Genomic DNA, 23,090 nt, shown 5'->3' with positions numbered 1-23,090 from the left:
AAAGAATAGTCTAAAGTATTCTATTATATAGAAATATTGATTATATTTACATCAAATATTTTTTAATGTTCTTTACTGGTTTTTACAAGTGACCTATTTAATGACCTATCGAAACATATAACAGCTAAAGCCTTATAAACACTAGCATAAAAAGAGGAATACAAATCCCTCTTTCTCCGCAGAATTAAAACCCTAGCAACTGTTAATCAGTGAGTTAGGGTTTTTTGTTTTTACTTCTAGCCCACATCATTTTGACTTGATTCTGAAATATCTTAGAAATTAAATAAAGTCAAACTGAATTAAAATAACTTTTGGGCTTGATCCTAATAATCACAATACATTATTATATCTTTATCCCCAACTTTATGGATACAACTTTAGAAATATTTGGCTCAATTTTCGGTTTTTTGGCCGTTTACTTTACTATCAAAGAAAATATTTGGTGTTGGTATTTTGGTTTAATTCAAGTAACCGTTTTTTGTTTTGTTTTCTATACTGCAAAATTATATTCGGATATGATTTTGCATGTTATTTACATCTTTCTGCAAGTATATGGATGGTATAACTGGAAATATGGTGGCTCCAATCAAAGTACATTGCGCATAACACTGGTGAAAAACATAGGATTCTGGATTAGTTTAACGATTATAGTATCCTTTTTCCTAGGATATATTATGCAAACAAAAACAGACGCCTCCTATCCTTATGCCGATGCTTTTATAACGATTACAAGTCTAGTTGCGCAATATTTGATGATAAAAAAAGTATTAGATTCCTGGCTATTTTGGATTGTAGTCGATGTGGTTGCCATTACGGTATATGCTTATAAAGGGCTGTATTTTACAACCGTATTATATGTTCTTTTTTTGGTCATGGCTATAATTGGTTATTTGGAATGGAAGAAAGCATATAAAGAAGAATTAAAGCATGGAACACAAACATAAAATTGGATTGACATTGGGTAAATTTGCTCCTTTTCACAAAGGGCATCAGTTCGTAATAGAAACCGCTATTAAAGAGGTTGATGAATTGATCGTGCTAATTTATGACGATCCCATACTAAATATTCCTTTGGCGACTAGAGCGGGTTGGATTCGGGAACTATACCCCGAAATCACGGTTATCGAAGGTGTCAATTCGCCAAACGATAGCGGCTACACCCCTGAGATCATGAAAATTCAAGAAGATTATGTGACACATGTTATAGGCAATCGCAACATTTCACATTTTTACTCGAGTGAACCGTATGGCGTACACATGAGTGCTGCCTTGAATGCCATAAATAGACCAGTAGATAGTAGTCGGAACAGCATTCCTATCTCTGCTACAAAAATCAGACAAGATCCTTTTAAGTACCAAAATTTTATTCACCCCAAAGTATATGTCGATTTAATTACAAAAGTGGTCTTGCTTGGTGCTCCTTCAACAGGCAAAACTACTCTGGCAGAAAAATTAGCCACGCATTTTAATACCCAATGGATGCCTGAATACGGAAGAGAGTACTGGGAAAATCATCAAATAGATAAAAGACTGACCTTAGACGATCTTTTAAAAATAGCCCAAATCCATATTGAAAGAGAAGATGCTTTGGTAGTACAATCCAATCGATTTTTGTTCTCCGACACCAATGCAATTACTACCTATTTATTTTCATTAGATTATCATGGCAAAGCACTCCCTGAATTGGAAAATTTAGCAAAAGTGGCCGAAAGCAGGCATGACATTATCTTTCTATGCGATACCGACATTCCTTATGATGACACTTGGGATCGATCTGGCGACGTAAAAAGAAACGTTTTCCAACAACAAATAATTGATGATTTAAACGCTAGAAATCTTAAGTATTACATACTCAAAGGCAGCGTTGAAGAAAGAATAGAACAAGTATCAAAAGTATTGTTTGCTACAGAAAACAATAAATTTAACCTAACTTAGAGCAAAAATAGAACCATGTCTGATTTACTAAATAAAACGATGGGTTTTTTTAAGAAAGTCCCTGAATCGCCCACCAATCCACAAGAGGAACACCACAACAATGCTAGATTTCAAATAGAAGATCTTTATTCCAGTGATGCTCCTCAAGCTGACGCTAACGACGCCATTAGCCTAGATGAAAAATTGCGTCAAGCCTATTTTTGGATAACCAATACGGCCATTATTAGTCCCTATTACGATATCGAGTTCAATGATGGCGACCCCAAAACGTTTTTATTTGGAGACAGCAAAGTACCTGTTCATTTGCCTACGGATCAAAGCTATTCAAGTTTTGTATTAATGCCGTTATTGAATTTAGCGGCAAGAGGAAAGTGTCTCATTGTTGGTGGACCTGGTCGTGGAAAAACAGCGACTTCGGTATTGATGGGCTTATTGGCAGGATATGACAAAAAAGACGTGATGCGGGCCATTCAACACGGTCAACCTCAAATGACGATTTCCGATTTATTAGGACATCCCTTGCCCTCAGATATGGTAAAGGCCGAAAAAACTTCAGACATTAGAATTGCTTGGCGAAAATGGCTGAGCATGCGGGTGAAAATTATTGATGAATACAATCGAATACCCACTCGAACACAATCGGCGTTATTAACCGTTTTGGCTGATAATTATGCTGAAATATTCGATCAAATTTATGAATGTCCCGAAGGAGCCTGGTACCTTACCGCCAATGATGATGCGGGTGGCGGAACCTATCAAGTTATTGAAGCTTTAAAGGATCGAATTGACATCGTGATTAGAGCAATGCACTTTAATACGCGGTTTATAGACGATTTATTGCAGCGTATTGAACTCAATTTTAAACCAGAAGCGATTATTCCCGAAGAAATTATTTTTACCGAAGAGGAATTAACTACGGTAAATAAACAAATAAGAGGTGTAAAAATCGATCGCGAATTACGCAAACGCATCGAGTTTTTTTGTCGCCAATTTGAGTTTTTTGAGCCTGCCTCCAATCGATTGGAATACATGACCAAAGACACCGCAAAATTGTCTGGTATGGATATGCGTACTCTTTTTAGAAAAGAAACAGGAAAAGATCCTATTAAAGATTTAGGTTCACAAGCAAAAAACGGTTTATCCGTTCGAAAAATTATGACCTTGTTGATGTTCTCTAAATCATTGGCCTATTTTAGAGGTAATAAAAAAGTAGAACTAGAAGACATTAGACAAGTGCTGCCCTTTGTTTTACACGACAGCTTAGTTCCTCATTTAGAATCGCCCTTTTTTGACCAAGTAGGCAATGAAGTCTATAGAGTAGATCGCATTGTTTGGTTAAGAAACTTATTCGATTTGTCTTGCGATGAATATGTGAGCCAAGATTTGGATCGAAATGACCCTGTTGAAAAACTGGAAGAGGAATTTAAAAAAGGACTTGAAAACATCTCATCAAAAGAAATTGACTCTCGCCTTTTAACTATAGAAAAACAACTACAAGTATGGTCTGAAGAGAAAAAGTTATACGGCTATCGAGCAGATGATATTTTAAAATTAAAATACCTACATCAACGTTATACCAATTACAAAAGATGGCTGCAATGGAAAAAATAAGCGATCCACAACTTATTGCAGCATTAAGCCAAAATAGCACCTTGTACAATCAATGGTACAGGGAAGGCGAAATAAAGTATGGCAACTTACCCGCTCAAGCCATTGCCAAATGGATGGTAGAAGTTGTTGAACCTATTGTAAAAGCTGCTTTCGACGAAAATTCAGCCCCAGAAAAAGTGCATGAAGTCGTTAAAGCGTTGTATCTAGAATCGTTAAAATTAATTGGAAGTGGCTTGGCCATTCGGTATAGGGAGGAATACAAAGCGGCCTGGCTATTGCTTGTTCAAATGCCCAACCTAATCGTAAAATTTCCAACAAAAGTCCTTGCCTTATTAAACGATGTCCTTTTAAACCTTCAGCTGCATGCACCCGAAAAAAGTATCGCATGGTGTGACTTAATGAAATCTAGCAGTGTCGAAATTAAAACCATCGAAGATTTTAAAACGGTAGGGCGTATTTATGCTTGGAAATGCGGTTTGGCACATTTACGAATTCGTTTAAAAACAGATTACGAAGCGCTTGCTGAAAGCCTACAACAAACCGTTGTCGACACCATCGGTTTGTCTAAAAACAGCAAACTGCTTTTTGAAACTCCTTGGGCAGATACCAGTACACAATTTCAAGGGGTACAAGGCGGCTTTAAAGGCACAACGGGATTTTTTGAACATCCACCAAAACTAGCACAACTAGACCAACATCTATTGGTAACGGATACAAAAAATAGTTACGCCCTTTTTGCAGACCAATTTGGCAAAGTCCTTCTTCCTGCCACTACTGTTGCTCCTTCTTATATTCTATCCAATTCTAAACAGTTTGAAATCTTGAAAACTTGGCTAGAAAAATACAAGGAGGAAATTGATCCCTCCACTATTTCATCAGTTGTGGTCACCAAAGACACCTTGGCTTTTACTTTGGAAAACTCTTATTTTTTATACTTATTCAGCCATAGTAATGAATAATCAATCCAACATAGAGACAACATTCAAGTTATGGCAGTCGCTTTGGCAAGCTGCAAAGTTGGAATGGAATCCTTTGTTGCGTTTGCAAGAACCCATTTGGTGTTTATCGCATCAAGAAGCCCAAAAAGAAGGACTCACGGGCAGCTTTGCAATGATACGATTGACCGATCATCGCATTGTGATCAATTTAGAAGAAATTGTAGAACGTGGTATTACCAATTATGCTCTTGAAGTATTGGCACATGAAATTGGTCATCATATTTTTGCACCAGCAAATTTATATGATAATGCCATATTATTGAATCGAATCCGCTTTGGTTTGCCTGGTTTGGAAGACAGAGCGCCTATGGTTTCTAATTTATATACCGATTTTTTAATCAACGACAAACTACAGCGAACCAATAAATTACAAATGGTTGAGGTGTACAAAGCGATTAATTCAGAGGATACTTTTTCTGAATTTTGGACATTGATGATGCGTACTTATGAATATTTATGGCGTTTAAATCGAGGAGAATTAGCAAGCAATAAGTCTTTTCACAGTAAAAAAATAGATGCTGATGCCTCATTATTAGCCCATTTGATTCGAAGTTATTCCAAAAACTGGATGCACGGTGGCGGTCGTTTTGCCGTGTTGCTCTATCCGTATTTAATGGATGACAAAAGCTTTCAAGAAACGCGTAAAAAGATTTTAATATTGTTAGATGCTGAAGATGCAGGAATGGGCGCTATGAACATCTCAGGAATGACGACGCTCGATTTAGAAGGCTATGACGAGATTATTGATATGCGAAAAGAAGCCATTGGTTTAAAAGATGATGACGATCAAAATAAAAAAGAAAGTTTAGTATCCGAAAAAAACAAAGCTGGCGGACAAGGTCCAAGAAATGCGTATATGGGACCCGGAAACTACATTGATTTGATGAAACAACTCAATCCCAATGCAGATGAACAGCATTTGCTCAATGGCTATTACAAAGAAATTGCTTTACCGCATTTGATTGATTTTCCTGTCGAAATTTCAGAAAATGTCTCCCTAGATTTGCCCGAAGGATTGGAAACTTGGGATATTGGAGACCCCATGGAAGAAGTGGATTGGTTGCAATCGTCCATTTTATCTCCCACACTTATTCCTGGATTAACTACTCAAAAGCGAACCTACGGTTCTGATGCAGATAATAGCCTTTCAGAAAACCCGTTAAATGTATATATTGGCATCGATTGTTCGGGTTCGATGATGAATCCACGGCAAAATTTTTCATGGCCAATACTAGCCGCTACAGTTATAGGACTATCCGCTTTACGTGCCGGAGCCTCGGTTATGGGATGTCTTTCTGGCGAACCTGGAAGTTACTTGGAAACCGACGGCTTTATTGATGATGAAACTGATTTACTCACCACCCTAACCTCCTATTTAGGCACTGGTTATGCCTATGGAATAGAACGATTGCGAAAACCATTTGAAAAAATACCAACTAAAAAGTCGCATATTGTAATCGTTACCGATAATGATATTTTTAGCATGCTAGACTCTGATACACCAAACAAACAAACTCATTGGGAATTGGCGGAACTTGCCTTAAAAAATGCTGGTGGACATGGAACAATGGTCTTACATTCGCATCCCGATTATGAAAAAGACTTCGTAATCCGATTAGAAAAAATGGGCTGGAATGTGTATTATGTTACCAACGAAGCAGAACTTTTGAAGTTTGCACAAGACTTTTCACACCAAAACTATAATTATGTCTAACTATAATGTCTTTGAATTAGTCACTCATCTAAGAAAATGTCCTGATATTTTTTTAAAACCCACTTCCCTTATGGAAAAAGGAGGGTTAAATGCGATTGCCCTAGTTTGTGATACCTATAGAATTGTATGTAACGACTTTTTAAAAAAAGAATTTAAGATCCCTAGCGAATATAATTTAGCCTACATCGAAGATAATCATTGGCGAACCATTGCTATTTCGACTTGGTTACTGAGTCATCCCAACTTTATAAATTGTCCTTTTTTAGAAGACAAATTATATACTTTTTGGTTTGAAGCCTTAGCGGAAGCGGCTCTTTATGTGAAATTTGAGAACTGGATTAGTGACGAAGAACGGGCAGAAGAAATGGTACGCTTGTTATTATACACTTGTAAAATTCTACCCGAAGGCGAAAGTGATGAGGAAGCCATAGATAAATTAGCCTCGCTGAGCAGTGCCGATCGCCAAAAAGTCTTAAGAGAATCATACGAAGCAAATGAAAGAATAATGAGAATTAAAAGAGAGATGGCCGAAAAAAAAGCCCGTGAAGCGGCAAATACCTATGGACGCGAGTAGTGACCCTCAAATAGCATTAACAGACGCGGAACGTTTTCCGTTGCTTGACGATTTAAGTTTTTTAAACACACTTAAACAAGATGCGCTTGCCCCAAAATTTAATTTTAAAAGTGGAGATCGGTTAAATGCGATACAACTATCAAAAGTTAAAGCGTATAAAAAGAACTATTATAGTACCAAATTATTTTGGAACGAAGGCCAAACTCCAATTTGGCTAACGGATTATGTACAATGGTGCTTTGACACCGTCCCTTTTTACCAGAATAAAGGCAATCAATTCGATTCTTTTCCAACGATGCATCGAGACGATATCCGAAAACAGGCTCCTTTATTTGTTTCAAATGAGGCCAATCTAGAGGAATTGTTGGTGTATTATACCTCCGGATCAACGGGCGCAAAGTTAGATGTGCTTTTTGACGCTGTTTCTCAAGCCAATTGGTTACCACAAATAGAATCTGTTTTGGAAGATTTTGCTATTTCTATCACCGAAAGCTCAAATACGACAGCCATTGCTTTGATCTGTGCCCAAGAAAAAACATTGACATACGCTTCTTTATCGACCTATTTGGGAGGAGCGGGCATCTTAAAAATTAATCTAAATCCGTCTGAGTGGAGTCATCCTGATAATGCTAAAAAATACCTCGAAAAATACAAGCCACAAATCCTTACAGGTGATCCCCTTGCTTTTATGGCATTGTTAGCATTACTACCAGAACTAAGGCCAAAGGCGATGATTTCTTCAGCGATGAAGCTCACAACAGGCACAAAAAACAAATTAGAACATTATTTTAAATGCCCCGTAATTGATGTTTATTCCTTAACGGAATGTAGAAATATAGCCTACGCTACCGAAATTGGACACAAAGTGATTCGGCCTGATTTATTCTTAGAAATTTTTGACGAACACCATGATGTGCCGCTGCCTAATGGCAAAAGAGGTGAATTAGTGGTTACAGGAGGCAGCAATCCCTTTTTACCTTTAATTCGCTATAGAACAGGCGATTTTTGTAGTCTAAAAATAGTAGATGGCATTCCGTATTTGATTGACTTAGAAGCTCGAAATCCCGTAATTTTCTTTACAAAGTCGCATCTAAAAATTAACAATATCGACATCTCTAATCGCCTATCTCATTTACCTTTGGCCGGTTTTAAAATGCACCAAAGGCAAGACAAAGTGATTGAATTCACAGGATATTCTAATGACATTAGTCCGAAAGAAATCATCCAATTATTGAATGTAGTTTTTAAAAATGATATTGAAATTCAAGCAACTATTCAAAAAATATCTCAAAATAATACGGTAGAAAAAACACAATACTCATCAGAATTACTAGACGACAACTAGTCTTGGTTGCTAATCTAAATCTTAATAAATACTGGGGATTTGGATGTATTTGTTTCAAATAAAAGAGGGAGCTAGTCAATCGACTAAAACTTGCGTGAACTTATTGAAGTACTGTCAGTCTGAGTTTGTCGAAGACCCACAATCAATGTCTACTTTAATAAAGAGTATTACTGCCTTTGAAGACTCTTCGAAAATCAATAGCAAATGGTACTCGACCTCCTTCTCTACTGGTACTCTACGAACACACGGCAACATTTGTTATTTTATATGATCCAAAGTTATTCGCCTTAAATATTCATACACTATTAAATCTTGGGGAAAAACCTGGGTGGAACTTACCGTATTCTATGATTTTCCAGTAGAAATTAGAAAAATAATTTACACCATAAACTTAATTAAAAATCTTGATGGAAAGATTAGAAAATATACCAAAAACAAATTATCATTCCCTACGGATGAAGCAGTTTTAAAATCTGTACATTTGACTCTGAGAGAAGCAACTAAAAAAGCAGTCAATGCCAATCGAAAATTGGCATTTAATCCTCAACCAGTTCTTAACTATATTAAAAAAAGGGTTCAACTTTAATTAAAAAGTCAAAACACCATATTTTTAAACTTATACACTTTTTAAGCAAGCACCCTACGAAGTAGCTATAAATCAAGGCTTTCTGTAATTGAATTTTAAACGATTCCTAAATCCTTGGCCATAGCCACAAGATGTACTGTATTGTTGGCTTTGAAATAAATCTTGAGTTTATTGATGTTTTTTTCGATAGAACTTTTACTATTAGGAGTAATCCTTTCTTGTTTAAAAAAGGTTTCAATATTCTCTAAAGAAACTCCATTAGAGAGGTATTTGAGCAGTTGCACGTCATAATTATTAATTTCGCTAGTGGTCATGTCTTGAAGTACATGCAACATTTCAGGAGAAATGTTTTCTTTTTCCTCGTTGTAAGCTTTATGGATCGCTCTTTTTAAGTCATAAATGGTGTTTCTGCCTTTTAGAACATAGCCTTCTATATGTAAATCATCAAACAATAATTTGATGCGGTGTACTTTATCTTCAATTGAAAAAATAATTATTTTAATATCGGGATTTTCTTTTTTTACAGCAGCTATGAGTTCCTCCCCTGAATTGAGTTGGTTTACTTGATGATCTGCTTTAAAAGACAAATCAGAAATAAGGAGTTGAAACGGATTGCCTTCTAGGTTTGCTTTTTTCACCTTCAGCAGGGCTTCGTCACAGTATTTTGCATATTGAATTTCAGACACTTCCAATTCATTGAGGGTCTGAGCCGCACCCATATCATTAAAATCTATATCATCTGCAATTAAAACTTTTGTAAACATATTTGGCATATTATTTTGGAACTACAATCTTAGCTTTAAAACCTTTATTGGTTTGAGTGTCAAAAGTAAGTATTCCGTTTATGGTCTGAATACGGTTTTCCGCATTCTGGAGACCATTTTTTAAAATTAGTTTTTCTGCAAAACCAATTCCGTTATCTGAATACTCAATTTTGAGCTTATTTAGTTCCAGATCAAAACCTACGACAACAAAACTAGCTTGGCTGTATTTTTTCATATTCACCATGAGCTCCTGTAAAACTCTATGGATAGCGATCTTTTTTTCGGCATCAACTTTTGACCAATCGATGGGGTTTCCATTTTTAATAATAACTTTGGTAGTGCTGCTTTTATAGCTGTTAAGCATTTGCTTTATATTGCGTTCAAAATGCTCTCCTGTTTCAATCGGACTATTAACTTTAGAAAAATTTCGTATCCTCGCATAAATTTTATCGAGATTATTTAAAAGTGTTTCTTTTTTCTCTGGGTTCTGTAAATCTTGAGTTTCAGCAAAAGTCATTGTGTAAAAAACATCATTGGCCAATTCATCATGAAGCTGCTTCGATATTCTAGTTTCAGTACTATAACTTGCTTTTAATCGTTCCTGTTTGGTTTTATTTTTATAGTAATTGATTATAAAACCAATTCCCGCTAGTAGCATCACAAGTCCAAAAACAGATAGGTACTTTTGGTTTTTTTGTGTTTCAAGTTGCAAAAGCGTTGCTGTCCTTAGCCCCTTATATTTGATGTTTTCTAAAATCACTTTCCTGGAATCATACCTTATTTTAGCAAATTTGTTTTTTGCATTGCTACGTACTTTTTTAATGCTGTCGTTTAAATTTACAAACATCAACGAATACCTATTGACTCCCTTTTCTTGATTGTAGCTCATTAAAAAAGACAAAGCTTCTAACCTTTCGTCTATACTTTGTTGCCTCGTTGCTTCATGATAAGCTTGTAAAGCATTTTCTTTTGATTTTTGAAAATCTTTATTTTGATAATAATCGGCCAGATGCAAATAGCTTTCAATACTCCCATAGAAATCAGCGTTGCTTTTCCTAATTACTAAGGCTTCATTCATCAGTGTTAATCCTCTTGCATCTTGCTTGTTTTTATAATAAGCAAATCCAAGATTGTCCATAATTCTGGCTTTTTTATTTTGGAGGCTGTCTAAAATATCCAACTTTAAAAATGGCTCTAAAAGTACTACTGCTTTCTTATACTTTTTTTGTTCTAGGTAAACAGTAGCGATATTATTAAAGACTGCCACGCGAGCTACAGAATCTTTTACCGTTTTTAAAACTGTAGTATAATAACTTACGGCGTCGTCATAGTTTTTTAATTCTTTGGCAGCGATGCCAAATAAATTATAGGCTGCCACCTGATATTGTAGATTATTATTGATGTAGGGCAAGGCTTCGGTCAAAGTTTCCTCACTACTGTAATAATCTCCAAAAGTTTGCTGAATGTGTGCCATTCCCACGAGATTATAGGCTATATAAGGGCTAGAACCTTTTTCCTTGAGCAATTCTGTCGATTTTAAATAGTAATAGAAAGCACTATCCAGTTTATGTTCACTACTAAAAGTATCACCTAATGTGGAATATTGTTCGGCTATACTATCATTTGAAGTCTCTTTATTATTTGAAGAATCGCTATTCGTTTTCACGCTCTCTTGACAAGACACAATAGAAAACAAAAGCATTAAAATAAAAAATGGGGAACGCAACATATAAAGTTTCATTCCCCGAAATTAATATTTAATTGCAATTAATGCCTATTATTTAGTTTTTTTTGGAAGTGTTATAATAATAATTTCATCACCAGGACCTTCAAGCGTTGTTGAGCTGTTTATATTGTCCGTGGGTGTTACATCACTTTCTTTAAACGAGCGATAACGCAAACAAAATCATAGCACAATACCGCTATTTACATGTCAATTTATTATTTAAAAGTAAATAGTTTTGGACTAAATGAAACCATCATCCAAACCCAATTATTTGTATTTCCTGCATTCCCGCCTTTAAGTCGTTCTAAAGTGCTTGAGCCAAACATTTGAGAATATCCTGCAGAAGCTACAATATCTTTTTGAAGCGCATAACCCGCAGTGAAATCAATTTCAGTACCTAAATAAGGATCCATTTTAGCATTGGAAGCATCCAAAACGGTATTGGGCGCCGAGAATAAATGCGGTGTTAAGCTAAATTGCCATTTGTTTTGTGTTAGATTTAATTTCAAAAAAACATCACTTAAACCAACACTATTTTGATGATTCCCAACATAGAAATAATCCATAAAACCATTAAATCCATGATTGGTACCAAATAAAGGAGTAAACGATTTGTAATCTATGCTAGTATCATTTTGATCTTTACCCGAAAGGAATTCATAACCTAAAGTCGCTTTCAAATTTCCTGTTAGCGCATACCCTATATTGGCTCCCGCATAAAAAGCATTCACCTTGTTTGAGTTGCTTTTTCCTGCTTGTCCGTACAAACCTAAATTAGTATCCCATTTATTTTCTTTGTAAGAAAGGTAGGTTCCAAAGGTTTGTTTGTAATCTACTTTTAAGTCGGTTATTGTTTTTGCAAATTCATAGCCCGTATTCATAAATAACAAACTCATGTTTACTTTACTAAACTGCGTATGATACCAAGCGTATTGCAATGATTTATAATTAGTGGTATAGGCCGTTGTAGGCGCTACTACATTCTCTGCATTTGCATTTAAAGCAAACCCTAAATCCAACTGATTATTTTTTGGATGAAAAGAGATAACAGCCGCATCGTGGCTTTGTCCTTGTTGCGCCCAATCAATTTCTCCTAAAATTCGTTGATTATCATAAGACAATACCTGACGCCCTAAACGAGCACTCCAGTTGGTATCAAAATCATATTGTGCCCATGCTTCAAACACCGCAACTCCGTTTTTATCAGCTGTGGTAGTGGTGGCTGCATCACCCCAAGTACGTATGTTTTGCAGACTTAATTTAGTTTTTAACTTATCTTGTTTAAAGTTCAAAATTAAACGTGAACGTTGCGATACAAATGAGGTCGCATCTTCGGAATCTTTAATTAAGCTTTTAAATCCGTTTCGATATTCATAACGAGGTCTCAATTGAAGACTTGCGTCAAATTCTTGAGCGTAAGAACTTAAGCTCATCATTCCTAAGAATGATAAACCAATTATTTTTAATGATTTCATGAGTTTTTTAATTTAGCTTATTTGCTTCTTCAGTAATTTTTTTAATAGTTTCATCCGAGTTTACACCAATACCTTCTTGTTGAAAGGATAGTTCTCCTTCGGCATTAAAAACACTAATAATGTTTGAATGAGAAAAATCCATCGGTGCTATTTTTTTGTAATTTACCGCTAATACTGCTGCAAATTCACGGGTATTTTCTTCCGTTGAGCGCAAGAATAACCATTGATCCCCCTCCATTTTATTTTCGATAGAGAAGGCTTTTAATTTAGTAGGTGTATCCACTTCAGGGTCGATACTTACTAAGACGAGCTTGACATTTTTTTTAATATTCTCTGGCAAATGAGCTTCTATATTTCGCATATCAGCCACTAATCTTGGGCAAGCCGACTTACAAGAAGTGTAAATCATTACCATTACAAGCACTTTTCCCTTTAGATCTACCATCTCGATGTTTTTATTATCTTGAGTAGTCCATTTTGATGGCAAATTATAGATTGATAAATCTGAAATAGGTTTAACAGCTGGTTTTTCAGTTGCATTCTCTCCCGATTTATTTTCTTCCTTTTTCTTATTGCACGATTGAAGTGACAACAGCATTATAGCCAATCCTAAAACGAGCTTTAAACTATTAGTTAATTTACTATTTGCTTTCATTTCTTTAAATTTTTAATTGTTCGGAACCGATTATTTATCCTTAGCACAACGAAAACCTAGGTTTTTAGTGGTGTAACTTGCCTTTAAACTTCCTCGAAAAGCGTATCGCATAAAAGCGGCATAATTCATCAAATCAGTAGCATTGATAGAAGCGCTTCCGCAAAAGAGATTCTTGTCTGTATCCTTGTCTTTTCTAGATTCCCCAGAAAGAAAAATACTATTGAAGTCGCCAGTCCATTCCCAAACTAATCCATGCATATCATAAACACCCCAATAATTTTTGAATGTTTCCCCTACAGGATTAGCATAAGTATTAGGCTTTTCATACCAAGACATGATGTACTTATTGAAGCTTTCTTTAGTACGTGCATCGATTCTTTTTTCATCGGCCATGGCTACATATTCCCATTCGTCCATGGTAGGCAATCGTTCCCCTTGACATTCGCAGTATTTCTTGGCGGCAAACCAAGAAACATTGGTAACTGGTGCAATACTTAAATTTCCCTTGCCATAATTAAAATCACTAGCCCAATGAGACAGGTAACTTTTATCAGCAAAAATTCCTTTCATTCTGGAACGAATATTCTCAGGATGTTTTTTTAGAAAGGCTAAATATTGGGCATTTGTTACCGGATAAACATCAAGATAAAAAGCTTGTACTTCGACCGGTTTTTTATTTGCGGCACCATAAAGGGGAACAAAAGCTCCCCTTTCTATGATAACCATTTTAGTTTCTTGAGCCCATAGCGATGTTGCTAGTAGTAATAGCAATATTGACAAACCTATTTTTCGTTTTAACATGGCTATTGTTTTTTAGACTTTTGAATTAATTATTTTCTTTGGGCTTTTACCATTGCAGCCGAAACCACAGTTTTATTATTACCCCAATTGGCATAAACATAAGTTAATGCATCTGCAATTTGTTGATCACTTAACGCTTGAGCAGGCATGGCACTGTTAAATTTTTTCCCATTTACTGTAATAGCACCAGACAATCCTTTTACCACACCCTTAATGGCTCTGCTGGTATCTTTATTTAAATAATCAGACTTAGCTAATGGCGGGAAAGCACCTGGAATTCCAAGTCCCGTTCCTTGATGACAGGCAATGCAAACCTTGTCATAAACTCCTTTTCCTTTGGCTGCACTTTGACTAAATCCTTGTAAAGCAAACCCTAAAGTTGCAATGCAAAAAATATACTTTTTCATGTTTTTATTATTTAATTATTGTATTTATTTAATGGTTGTCTTAATGACTTTCTTTCGTTTTTGGAGCTGGCGTCGCTCTAATAGCTTTTACTTTGGTAGGACTGATTACAGTTTTATTATTTCCCCAACTGTTGTATACATAAGTCAAAACATCAGCAACTTCTTCATCAGTCAAGTTTTGACTCGTCATTACATTATTGAATTTTTTACCGTTTACAGTAACTTCGCCACTCAATCCGCGTAACACAGCACCAATCGCTCTATCTGGATTTGCATTCAAGAAATCTGATTTTGCCAATGGAGGGAACGCATTTGGAACACCTTGTCCTTCTTGTTGGTGACAAGCAAAACATGTTCTTCCATACAACTCTCTACCAGCGCTAACTTGTTGCGCAACAGTTTTAGCAACCATAGGTTTTTCTTTTCCAGCTACTTTTGGCATATTTTGTACCGTTCCACCTTCAGGCAAATAAATTCCCTCTTGTATTGTTCCTGAATAGACTTTTTTATTCTCTTCACCTTCTACTTTCAACATCCCTAAAGCTCCTTTGTTAAAGGCTCTAAAAATCGAGTGATCAACTAATATAAATGTTCCGGGAACCTCTACTTTGAACTCCACTATTACAGCACCACCAGCAGGTACTAAAGTGGTTTGTACATTTTTATTAATCAACTCACCACCTTCAATATGTACTTTGTCGAAAATTTCACCAATGGCGTGGAAAGAAGACACTAAGTTAGGTCCACCGTTACCCATAAAAATACGTACTGTTTCTCCTTTTTTAGCTGTTAATGCTTTTTCGCCAGTCAAAGCTCCTACTTTTCCATTAAACACTACATAATCAGGAGTTTCTTTAATCGCTTTATCCATATCAAAAGCTTGGTGCCCTTGTTCTCCATAAGCTCCTTTAGTATAGAAATCCCCTTGCATGATGTAATATTCTTTGTCTACTGGAGGTAAACCTCCTTCTGGTTCCACCAAAATCAAACCATACATTCCGTTTGCAATGTGCATTCCTACAGGCGCTGTTGCACAATGGTACACATACAATCCAGGAAGCAATGTTTTGAAATTAAATACTTTTTCGTGTCCTGGTGCTACAAGTGACGAAGTTGCTCCTCCACCTGGTCCTGTTACCGCATGTAAATCGATATTGTGCGGCATTTTGTTGTCTGGGTGGTTTTTCAAATGAAATTCTACCTCATCGCCAACTCTAGTTCTAATAAAACTACCCGGAACTGATCCTCCAAATGTCCAATAGGTATATTTCACCCCATCAACCATTTCGCCTTCTTGTTCCTTAATCTCCATGTTCACGATCAGCTTTTTTGCTGCTCGATCCCCTACTGGTTTTGGTACAAATGGTGGTGCAGTAAGCTCAGCGACTTGCTGTCCTTCGACTTTTATACTTTCATAATATTTAGCATCTTTCTCTTCTGTTTTACCACAAGAAAAAAGTCCTAAAGCAAGAGCTACTACTACAATAGCATTCTTTGTTTGTTGTTTAATGTTATTCATAATATGAATTGTTTTGGTTTTATTTTCGCTTTCTATTCTTAATCAAAATTAAAGGATAAAAACATCTTTTATTATGATAAAAGTCATGTTTTTAACTTTATTTTAAGGATTTTAAAAAATTAATAATACAAGTGAAATTATCAGTGTTAAAACTATAATTAAGGTGTATTTCCAAGCCGAATTTGCCTTTTTTAATTCCATAAATTGAAAAGCAACCAGCAAGAATTTAATACCTGAAAGTCCCAATATCAAACCAACAGCTGCATTCGAAAATGAAGTTGAATTTGAAATTAAAGCAGTAGTTATCGTCAATACAATCAACAATCCATAAGTAACTAATAGTGATTTTTTCATTTCTTAAAAGATTAAATAAAGAGTTGGAAAAAGTAGTAGCCAAATCAAATCACACATATGCCAGAAAGCGGCACAGGCTTCAATATCCTCAACAGCTGTATCCGAATTTTTTTTGGTCATTCCGTAGTTTGTCCAAATCAAAATTACCAATCCCATCATGACATGAATCAAGTGAAATGCAGTTAACAACCAATAAAAACTAAAGAAAACATTTGTTTCTAAGGTAATTCCAGATTCAATTTTGTGATAATATTCTACACTTTTCAGGATCAAAAATAACAAACCACCCAGCATGGTTAGCTTAAAATAAAATGATGATTTAGCAATATTTTTTTCCTTAAATTGGTGTACGGCGGTAGCCATAAAAAAACCACTAGTCAATAAAAAAATAGTGTTAATAGCACCAAAAGTACTATTGAGTTGCAAACGCGATTGATGAAATACTTCTGGCTCTTGGTGTCCATAATAAGCAAAGGCAATTATGGCCATTCCGAAAGTTATTAATTCCAGATAAATGATAATCCACATCAAAATCCCTCCGGGCGGATAAAAGATGTTTTTGTAATCGATTTTTAATGTGCTCATTTTATTTAGCTATTATATTATTTAAAAGAAATCCTAACAACTTTTCAGATTCCGTTTTTTTTGAACATTTTAGACATTAAGAAAATTATGATTCCATTGTATTCCTCAAAATATTTTTAATCTTAATGAAACTTAATTCCTTAATGGTTAGTTTTTATTTTTGGTGCTTAATTTTCTCGTATAATTGTACCAAAGACTGCAACAACTCAACTGGAGTTGTTAGAATCTGATAATGATTTTGCCCAAACATTTGAGGCAAATAATATTTGGCTTGAGCCTCAATAGCCAATGCATACGAGTTAATATTCCTGTTATTGAGTTCGCGAAGGGCTTGCTTTACGTCATTGATTCCGTATTTTCCTTCGTATTTATCGTAATCATTGGGTTTCCCATCAGAGATTAAGATCACCCATTTATTTTTAGTATTTCTTGTATCGAGTCGGGCACCTGCATGTCGCAAGGCCGCACCTATTCGAGTATATCCACTGGGTTCTACGGCGCCAATCTTATGTTTGGCTACATTCCATTTTTCGTCAAAATCCTTGATCGTTAAATAGGTCGAATAATTTCTTGTTTTCGAATAAAAGCTGTCGATTGAAAAATCAATATTGAACTCATTTAACATTTCTCCAAAGAGTATCGAAACCTCCTTTTCTACATCAATCACCCTGTTTCCTGCAGCATAACCATCACTAGAAAGACTGATGTCCAAAAGAATCAGAATCGATAAATCCTTTTCTTTTTTTCGATTCGAAATGTATATTTTTTCCGAAGGAGTTCGTTTAGCATGCACATCTACATACAAATCCGTGATGGCGTCAATATCAAATTCTTCTCCTTGGGTTTGACGTTTTTGCTGCTGCATTTTATTATTCACGCTTGTCAACATTTTGCGCAATCCCATTAGGGTCGAAGCATTTTTTTTAATGGTTCTTTGGTAATAGCCGCTATCCGATTTTTGTTGTGATTTTGGATATACTTTGCAGAAATTATCTTTGTACTGGCGTTTGTCAAAATCCCATTCGTCATACAAAAGATGAAATCCTTTGGCATCTACTTCGGCACTTTCGGATATGGTGGTGTTTTCTATAAAATCCGCTTGATAAACAGAGTGTGCCGTATCATCTACACGAACGGTAAATTTCATACTGAGTTCTTCCAGTGCGTCTTGGTGTTCCTCCAATTCATCCGAACCGTCAAAATCACGCCAAACTCCGTTGAACTCTTCGGCAGTTTCTACCTTTTCAAAATTATGCAGCATCACATAATCTTCTTGTTGTTTTTTGTCTAATTCAACCATAATTACTTCTTCTACAGCAGTTGCTTTCAAAGTTGTTGTAGGTTGCGGCTCATTAGCTTTTTTGGTTTTATCTGAAAAATTCTCTAGCTTTTTATCACCGTTTAACTCGATTTTATTCTGCATCCATTTACCGTATAACCAAGAATAATCGGCAGGGATTTTATCGGTTGCTTTTTGGGTAAAATATTTTTTTATTTTCGAATGGAAATCAGGATCGATTGAGAACTCTTCGAAAACAACAGTCAAAATTTCTTCGGATGTTTCCAATGCTTTTTGCCGTGATAGTTCTAATGATTGGGCACTTTCAGTGGGTTTCCAGTTGAATTCCAACCGTTTTTGAATGCTGAGATATACAACTCGAAAGAGATAAAAAGTAAGATTCTCATCGGCAGTCGCTAATTCGGAAAAAGATATTGGAAGGAAAAAATTATTGTTTTTATAACCGCCTTCACGTTCTGCTGGATAAATATCGATAGGATCACCCGTCAATGCGCGCGCCAAGATTGTCAAACGTGGTTTGATATCATTTAGAGTAACGGTTCTCGCTATAACTTCAGGATCAATTTTTCTGCTTTTTTTCAATTGCTTGAAAAATTTCCCTACTAAATATTCGTCTAATTCAAATCCCATTTTTTTTATTTTACGATGATGTACGCACAACTCGCGAGTTGTCCCTACTATATCATCAAATCGCACAAATCTTTCAAGGCAACTAGTGTTTGTAAATCGTCTGTTAACGGTTCTACAACTGCGACGTGAACCGACGCTCTTTTGGGATGTCCGCTCTGAATAATCTTGGCGGCATTTACTAGCAAACGAGTGGAAACGGTTTCGGTCAAACCTAATTCGGTTAGGTTTCTGATTTTGTTTCCTATAGCTACTAATTTCTTCGCTGTATCGAGGTCAATATCAGTTTCATTAACCAAAATTTCTGTTTCGAGTTTCGCTTCTGGATATTCGAAAGAAACCGCAATAAATCGTTGACGTGTAGAAGGTTTTAGTTCTTTGAACCCTCTTTGATAACCTGGATTGAAAGAAGCTACAAGCATAAAATCAGGATGTGCTTTGATCGTTTCTCCTAATTTATCGATAAACAATTCTCGTCTGTGGTCTGTCAAGGAGTGAATGGCAACGATAACATCTGGGCGGGCTTCGGCTATTTCATCGAGATAAATAATTGCGCCTTGCTTTACGGCAGTAGTTAATGGGCCATCGAGCCAAACGGTTTCGGCTCCTTTGATGATAAATCGACCAATCAAATCGGTAGACGAGGTTTCTTCGTGACAACTGATGGTGATTAGTTTTTTGTCTAATTGATGCGCCATAAATTCTACAAAACGAGATTTTCCTGTTCCTGTAGATCCTTTTAATAAAAAGGGAATCTTATTTTTATAGGCTTGATTAAAAACGGCAATTTCCTTACCCACTTCTTGGTAATAAGGTGTTGCTAAAGCTATATCTACTAACATAATATTTTATTTTAAGTATGTAAAAACCGAAACCGAAAACACTATTTTATGGAAGTGCAGCTCTACAAATAGCATTATTAAGGTTTCGGTTAGAAAAAAGTGAATTAGTAAACTGAGTTTGACCAATATTTATTTGGTAATTTGTTTTAAAAAAATAATTATTCAGAGCAGTCGTAGTTTCAATTGCCTCCAGCTTCAGCTGGAGGCAAAGAAATTAATTTATAATATTGGCTTTAGCCACAATCATGCACTTTTTGGCTAAAGCCTAATAGACTATTGACTATTTATCCTCCAGCTAAAGCTACAGGCAAATCACCGACCCACTTTTTTCGCGTCCCGATAGCTATCGGGAGCCCAAAACATTTTCCGCTGTCTATTAATCAAACTCAGATTAGTAATTTAATCTTCAATTAAAGCTTCATCTGTAGGTGTACCGTATTTTATGAAATCATAAATAAATAGTACAATTCCAGTAGTAAACATCGTGGCACAGATCAGTAAAACAACAAAGTGAATTGCAATTTCGTCTTGTACGACCATAAAGTCCATTTTCATTTTTCGTTCTAAATATACTTGTACTACACCCGCAACTCCAAAGGCAACGGTCATTCCTAACATTCCTATGTTTGATAACCAGAATGCCATCATTCCTTGTGTACTTGCATATCGTTTACGTCCAGTTAAATTAGGAAGTGCATAGCTAATAATTGCTAAAACGATCATGGCATAAGCACCCCAAAAGGCGTAGTGACCGTGCATGGCTGTTACTAAAGTTCCGTGTGTGTATAAATTAGTTTGTGGTAATGTGTGTGCAAAACCCAACAAACCTGCTCCAATGAATGAAACAATTGAAGCTCCGATAGTCCAAAATAAAGCAATCTTGTTGGGATGACTTTTTTCTCCTTTTCTATACATATTGACCGCGAATAATGCCATGGCTAAGAAAGCTAAAGGCTCTAATGCTGAGAAAATTCCACCAACTACTAACCAAATTTTATTTACTCCGATGTAGTAATAATGGTGACCTGTTCCTAAAACTCCTGAAAGAAAAGTTAAACCTACGATTACGTACAACCATTTTTCGATAACTTCTCTATCAACTCCAGTTAACTTGATTAATAAGAAAGATAAAATACCTCCCATGATTAATTCCCAAACACCCTCAACCCATAGGTGAACTACCCACCAACGGAAAAATGAATCCATTACTTGGCTATCAAACCAAATCATTCCGGGGATATATAGTAAAGCGGCAAAGAATAAACCCATTACTAGAACTAGTGCAGTGGTTGTTTTTTGTTTTCCTTTGTATAAAGTTCCTATAATTATGAATAAGAAAAGCAAGACGTTAACGACTACTAAATAGTCTAATTCTCTAGGGATTTCTAGAAATTTTCGTCCTTCCCAATGGTTAAAGTGAAAGCCTACAATGGCTACAACACCAACTATGGCAAGGGAAATTAATTGTACATAAGCCCATTTGACGCTTATTAATTCATGCTGCGCCTCTTCGGGAATGATGTAATACGCTGCTCCCATAAAACCTGTTAATAACCAAACTACAAGTAAATTGGTATGTACAGCACGAGCTACGTTAAAAGGGATTATTTCGTGTAATCCTTGTATTCCTATTCGGTCAAATCCCATGATAAATCCATAGACGATTTGCAGGGAAAAGAGTAGCATGCACAAGGCAAAAAACCAATAGGCTACTTTTTGTGATTTATATTTCATATTAGTAAAATTTATTTGTTATCGTTGAGTTGATACAATATTTATATTAATTATTATTCTTTAGCTAAAGGCGAAACCACATGCTCAAACCCATTCAAATCTAGTTTTCCAATCCATTTAAAATAAGCGACCATTGCATTGGCATCGGCTTCACTCATTTTATAAGCCACCATTTTTCGTCCTCTTGGTGCCCATGGAACTGGCGACATTAAAACGGCCTTGACGTAACCTTCACCTCGTCGGTCTAAAACTTTTGTCAATTCAGGAGCGTAATAGCCACCTTCACCCATAATACTATGGCATCCCATGCAATTATTGGCTTCCCAAATTTCTTTTCCCCTCACTACCTCTTTGGTAATCTCGCTGTAATGCGTTTGATCATTTCTGGGCATAAACGAATAAATAGTCAATCCTATAAAGATTAAAAAGGTGACTAATGTTCCTCCCAGAAAAAATGCTCGTGCTTGTGATTTTGAAAGCATAATAATCTGTTTTTAGTTATTAAATAATTTGATTTTAAATAAAGGACAAAATTATCTTTTATTATCTCGCAAAGATATAAAAGATAACTTTATCTTTTATTATTTTTTCAAGTTTATTTTATCCTTTTTTTCTAATACGTTTTTATAAATCGAATTTCATTCGAACATTATATTTTTTTGTCCTATTATAATTACCACTTCATTACAAACACATACTGCTAATAACTAGATATTTATAAAATTAATTTTAATTACGGATAAAATTGTCTTTTATTAAAAATAATTACTAAATTTGCTTAATCAAATAAATATAAAAAACAACAATATGGAAACTTTAGAAAAAATTACAATAGGAGAATATGTAGCAAAAGATTTTAGAACAGCCGCTTTATTCTCAAAATACGGCATTGATTTTTGTTGCAAAGGAAATAGAACTGTGGATGAAGTTTGTGAAAAAAAAGCCGTAAAACCAGAAGATTTACAAGTCGAAATTGAAGCTATTTTGAATACTAAAAGTGATTCTGGAATCGATTTTAATGCATGGCCATTAGATCTTTTAGCTGATTATATCGAAAAAACACACCATCGTTATGTTGAAGAAAAAACGCCTACCCTACTTCAATTTTTGGATAAATTATGCAAAGTTCACGGAGCAAGTCATCCTGAATTGTTTGAAATCAACGAACTCTTTAAAGGTTGCGCAGGAGAACTAGCACAGCACATGAAAAAAGAAGAATTGATGTTATTTCCTTTCATCAAAAAAATGGTTACCGCATCAATTTCTGATGAATTAATTGCACAACCACACTTTGGAACCGTTAAAAATCCGATTGCGATGATGATGGCTGAGCACGAAGCAGAAGGAGATCGTTTTGCTAAAATTGTAGAATTAACCAACAATTACACTCCGCCAGCAGATGCTTGTAACACCTACAAAGTGACTTTTGCGATGCTACAAGAATTTGAACAAGATTTACACAAACACATCCATTTGGAAAACAATATTCTGTTCCCAAAAGCAGAGGCTTTAGAAAAAGAATTTGCCGCTCAATAAAT

At 35.5% G+C, this 23,090-nt stretch carries 20 protein-coding genes and 2 pseudogenes; 9 read left to right on the top strand and 13 right to left on the bottom strand.

The genetic code is table 11. The features are described from left to right. The first annotated feature begins 365 nt into the window (after positions 1 to 365). The 8 genes and pseudogenes from pnuC to H8R24_RS06840 form a co-directional block, all read left to right on the top strand. The gene (pnuC, locus tag H8R24_RS06875) at positions 366 to 944 is read left to right on the top strand and encodes a nicotinamide riboside transporter PnuC (protein ID WP_187017820.1); all 579 of its coding nucleotides are present in this window, start codon (positions 366 to 368) and stop codon (positions 942 to 944) included. After that, positions 928 to 1,935: an AAA family ATPase gene (locus H8R24_RS06870; RefSeq protein WP_187017819.1), complete on the top strand. Its 1,008-nt coding sequence runs from the start codon at positions 928 to 930 to the stop codon at positions 1,933 to 1,935. The genes pnuC and H8R24_RS06870 overlap by 17 nt, the downstream gene beginning before the upstream one ends. A 15-nt stretch (positions 1,936 to 1,950) precedes the next feature. Further along, positions 1,951 to 3,546, top strand: a complete 1,596-nt coding sequence (locus H8R24_RS06865; protein WP_222617374.1) for an AAA family ATPase — start codon at positions 1,951 to 1,953, stop codon at positions 3,544 to 3,546. After that, a complete protein-coding gene (locus tag H8R24_RS06860) occupies positions 3,534 to 4,505 on the top strand; it encodes a hypothetical protein (protein WP_187017818.1) in 972 nt (323 codons plus the stop codon). The genes H8R24_RS06865 and H8R24_RS06860 overlap by 13 nt, the downstream gene beginning before the upstream one ends. Further along, on the top strand, positions 4,498 to 6,258 hold the full coding sequence (locus H8R24_RS06855; protein WP_187017817.1) for a DUF58 domain-containing protein: 1,761 nt from the start codon (positions 4,498 to 4,500) through the stop codon (positions 6,256 to 6,258). The genes H8R24_RS06860 and H8R24_RS06855 overlap by 8 nt, the downstream gene beginning before the upstream one ends. Before the next feature lie 70 nt (positions 6,259 to 6,328). Continuing rightward, on the top strand, positions 6,329 to 6,832 hold the full coding sequence (locus H8R24_RS06850) for a hypothetical protein (protein ID WP_187017816.1): 504 nt from the start codon (positions 6,329 to 6,331) through the stop codon (positions 6,830 to 6,832). Further along, on the top strand, positions 6,801 to 8,177 hold the full coding sequence (locus H8R24_RS06845) for an AMP-binding protein (RefSeq protein ID WP_187017815.1): 1,377 nt from the start codon (positions 6,801 to 6,803) through the stop codon (positions 8,175 to 8,177). Before H8R24_RS06850 ends, H8R24_RS06845 begins: the two co-directional genes overlap by 32 nt. 289 nt (positions 8,178 to 8,466) lie before the next feature. Further along, positions 8,467 to 8,767 (top strand): annotated as a pseudogene (locus H8R24_RS06840) (transposase); the annotation flags it as partial. 91 nt (positions 8,768 to 8,858) lie between these two features. On the opposite strand, the gene H8R24_RS06835 reads toward H8R24_RS06840, so the two are convergent. From H8R24_RS06835 to H8R24_RS06775, 13 genes and pseudogenes are all read right to left on the bottom strand, one after another. Continuing rightward, positions 8,859 to 9,527, bottom strand: a complete 669-nt coding sequence (locus H8R24_RS06835; protein WP_187017814.1) for a response regulator transcription factor — start codon at positions 9,525 to 9,527, stop codon at positions 8,859 to 8,861. 10 nt (positions 9,528 to 9,537) lie between these two features. Continuing rightward, a complete protein-coding gene (locus H8R24_RS06830; protein ID WP_225876781.1) occupies positions 9,538 to 11,268 on the bottom strand; it encodes a tetratricopeptide repeat-containing sensor histidine kinase in 1,731 nt (576 codons plus the stop codon). Positions 11,269 to 11,468: 200 nt separating this feature from the next. After that, the gene (locus tag H8R24_RS06825) at positions 11,469 to 12,728 is read right to left on the bottom strand and encodes an alginate export family protein (RefSeq protein ID WP_187017813.1); all 1,260 of its coding nucleotides are present in this window, start codon (positions 12,726 to 12,728) and stop codon (positions 11,469 to 11,471) included. Between the two features lie 7 nt (positions 12,729 to 12,735). Further along, the gene (locus H8R24_RS06820) at positions 12,736 to 13,383 is read right to left on the bottom strand and encodes an SCO family protein (RefSeq protein WP_187017812.1); all 648 of its coding nucleotides are present in this window, start codon (positions 13,381 to 13,383) and stop codon (positions 12,736 to 12,738) included. A 30-nt stretch (positions 13,384 to 13,413) separates the two neighbouring features. After that, positions 13,414 to 14,184 carry a formylglycine-generating enzyme family protein gene (locus tag H8R24_RS06815; RefSeq protein WP_187017811.1) on the bottom strand — a complete coding sequence of 257 codons (771 nt, stop codon included), beginning with the start codon at positions 14,182 to 14,184 and terminating at the stop codon, positions 13,414 to 13,416. A gap of 29 nt (positions 14,185 to 14,213) precedes the next feature. After that, positions 14,214 to 14,471, bottom strand: a pseudogene (locus tag H8R24_RS06810) (c-type cytochrome); the annotation flags it as partial. A gap of 160 nt (positions 14,472 to 14,631) precedes the next feature. Next, positions 14,632 to 16,110: a copper-containing nitrite reductase gene (gene nirK / locus H8R24_RS06805; RefSeq protein WP_187017809.1), complete on the bottom strand. Its 1,479-nt coding sequence runs from the start codon at positions 16,108 to 16,110 to the stop codon at positions 14,632 to 14,634. A 111-nt stretch (positions 16,111 to 16,221) separates the two neighbouring features. Then, complete coding sequence (locus tag H8R24_RS06800; RefSeq protein ID WP_225876780.1) at positions 16,222 to 16,464, bottom strand: cytochrome C oxidase subunit IV family protein; 243 nt, start codon at positions 16,462 to 16,464, stop codon at positions 16,222 to 16,224. Between the two features lie 3 nt (positions 16,465 to 16,467). Then, positions 16,468 to 17,049 carry a cytochrome c oxidase subunit 3 gene (locus H8R24_RS06795; protein ID WP_187017808.1) on the bottom strand — a complete coding sequence of 194 codons (582 nt, stop codon included), beginning with the start codon at positions 17,047 to 17,049 and terminating at the stop codon, positions 16,468 to 16,470. A 154-nt stretch (positions 17,050 to 17,203) separates the two neighbouring features. After that, entirely contained in the window at positions 17,204 to 18,979 is a 1,776-nt protein-coding gene (locus H8R24_RS06790) for a nitric oxide reductase activation protein NorD (RefSeq protein ID WP_187017807.1), read from the bottom strand. 47 nt (positions 18,980 to 19,026) lie between these two features. Continuing rightward, positions 19,027 to 19,818: a CbbQ/NirQ/NorQ/GpvN family protein gene (locus H8R24_RS06785; RefSeq protein ID WP_187017806.1), complete on the bottom strand. Its 792-nt coding sequence runs from the start codon at positions 19,816 to 19,818 to the stop codon at positions 19,027 to 19,029. A gap of 399 nt (positions 19,819 to 20,217) precedes the next feature. Continuing rightward, positions 20,218 to 21,552, bottom strand: a complete 1,335-nt coding sequence (locus H8R24_RS06780) for a cbb3-type cytochrome c oxidase subunit I (RefSeq protein WP_187017805.1) — start codon at positions 21,550 to 21,552, stop codon at positions 20,218 to 20,220. A 53-nt stretch (positions 21,553 to 21,605) separates the two neighbouring features. Then, positions 21,606 to 22,034: a c-type cytochrome gene (locus tag H8R24_RS06775; RefSeq protein WP_187017804.1), complete on the bottom strand. Its 429-nt coding sequence runs from the start codon at positions 22,032 to 22,034 to the stop codon at positions 21,606 to 21,608. A gap of 325 nt (positions 22,035 to 22,359) precedes the next feature. On the opposite strand from H8R24_RS06775, the gene ric reads away from it, so the two are divergent. Next, the gene (gene ric, locus H8R24_RS06770; protein ID WP_187017803.1) at positions 22,360 to 23,088 is read left to right on the top strand and encodes an iron-sulfur cluster repair di-iron protein; all 729 of its coding nucleotides are present in this window, start codon (positions 22,360 to 22,362) and stop codon (positions 23,086 to 23,088) included. Positions 23,089 to 23,090: the final 2 nt, after the last annotated feature.

It is taken from the genome of Flavobacterium muglaense, from assembly GCF_014305155.1.
GTDB lineage: Bacteria > Bacteroidota > Bacteroidia > Flavobacteriales > Flavobacteriaceae > Flavobacterium > Flavobacterium muglaense.
Note: the sequence above shows the minus strand (reverse complement) of the source record. Positions and strands in the feature narration are given on the sequence as shown.

What these genes read in the sequence shown, in the direction of transcription:
- pnuC (WP_187017820.1), top strand. Translation starts at nt 366, where the DNA reads ATGGATACAACTTTAGAAATATTTGGCTCAATTTTCGGTTTTTTGGCC.
- H8R24_RS06870 (WP_187017819.1), top strand. Translation starts at nt 928, where the DNA reads ATGGAACACAAACATAAAATTGGATTGACATTGGGTAAATTTGCTCCT.
- H8R24_RS06865 (WP_222617374.1), top strand. Translation starts at nt 1,951, where the DNA reads ATGTCTGATTTACTAAATAAAACGATGGGTTTTTTTAAGAAAGTCCCT.
- H8R24_RS06860 (WP_187017818.1), top strand. Translation starts at nt 3,534, where the DNA reads ATGGAAAAAATAAGCGATCCACAACTTATTGCAGCATTAAGCCAAAAT.
- H8R24_RS06855 (WP_187017817.1), top strand. Translation starts at nt 4,498, where the DNA reads ATGAATAATCAATCCAACATAGAGACAACATTCAAGTTATGGCAGTCG.
- H8R24_RS06850 (WP_187017816.1), top strand. Translation starts at nt 6,329, where the DNA reads ATGGAAAAAGGAGGGTTAAATGCGATTGCCCTAGTTTGTGATACCTAT.
- H8R24_RS06835 (WP_187017814.1), bottom strand. Translation starts at nt 9,527, where the DNA reads ATGTTTACAAAAGTTTTAATTGCAGATGATATAGATTTTAATGATATG.
- H8R24_RS06830 (WP_225876781.1), bottom strand. Translation starts at nt 11,268, where the DNA reads ATGAAACTTTATATGTTGCGTTCCCCATTTTTTATTTTAATGCTTTTG.
- H8R24_RS06825 (WP_187017813.1), bottom strand. Translation starts at nt 12,728, where the DNA reads ATGAAATCATTAAAAATAATTGGTTTATCATTCTTAGGAATGATGAGC.
- H8R24_RS06820 (WP_187017812.1), bottom strand. Translation starts at nt 13,383, where the DNA reads ATGAAAGCAAATAGTAAATTAACTAATAGTTTAAAGCTCGTTTTAGGA.
- H8R24_RS06815 (WP_187017811.1), bottom strand. Translation starts at nt 14,184, where the DNA reads ATGTTAAAACGAAAAATAGGTTTGTCAATATTGCTATTACTACTAGCA.
- nirK (WP_187017809.1), bottom strand. Translation starts at nt 16,110, where the DNA reads ATGAATAACATTAAACAACAAACAAAGAATGCTATTGTAGTAGTAGCT.
- H8R24_RS06800 (WP_225876780.1), bottom strand. Translation starts at nt 16,464, where the DNA reads ATGAAAAAATCACTATTAGTTACTTATGGATTGTTGATTGTATTGACG.
- H8R24_RS06795 (WP_187017808.1), bottom strand. Translation starts at nt 17,049, where the DNA reads ATGAGCACATTAAAAATCGATTACAAAAACATCTTTTATCCGCCCGGA.
- H8R24_RS06790 (WP_187017807.1), bottom strand. Translation starts at nt 18,979, where the DNA reads ATGGGATTTGAATTAGACGAATATTTAGTAGGGAAATTTTTCAAGCAA.
- H8R24_RS06785 (WP_187017806.1), bottom strand. Translation starts at nt 19,818, where the DNA reads ATGTTAGTAGATATAGCTTTAGCAACACCTTATTACCAAGAAGTGGGT.
- H8R24_RS06780 (WP_187017805.1), bottom strand. Translation starts at nt 21,552, where the DNA reads ATGAAATATAAATCACAAAAAGTAGCCTATTGGTTTTTTGCCTTGTGC.
- H8R24_RS06775 (WP_187017804.1), bottom strand. Translation starts at nt 22,034, where the DNA reads ATGCTTTCAAAATCACAAGCACGAGCATTTTTTCTGGGAGGAACATTA.
- ric (WP_187017803.1), top strand. Translation starts at nt 22,360, where the DNA reads ATGGAAACTTTAGAAAAAATTACAATAGGAGAATATGTAGCAAAAGAT.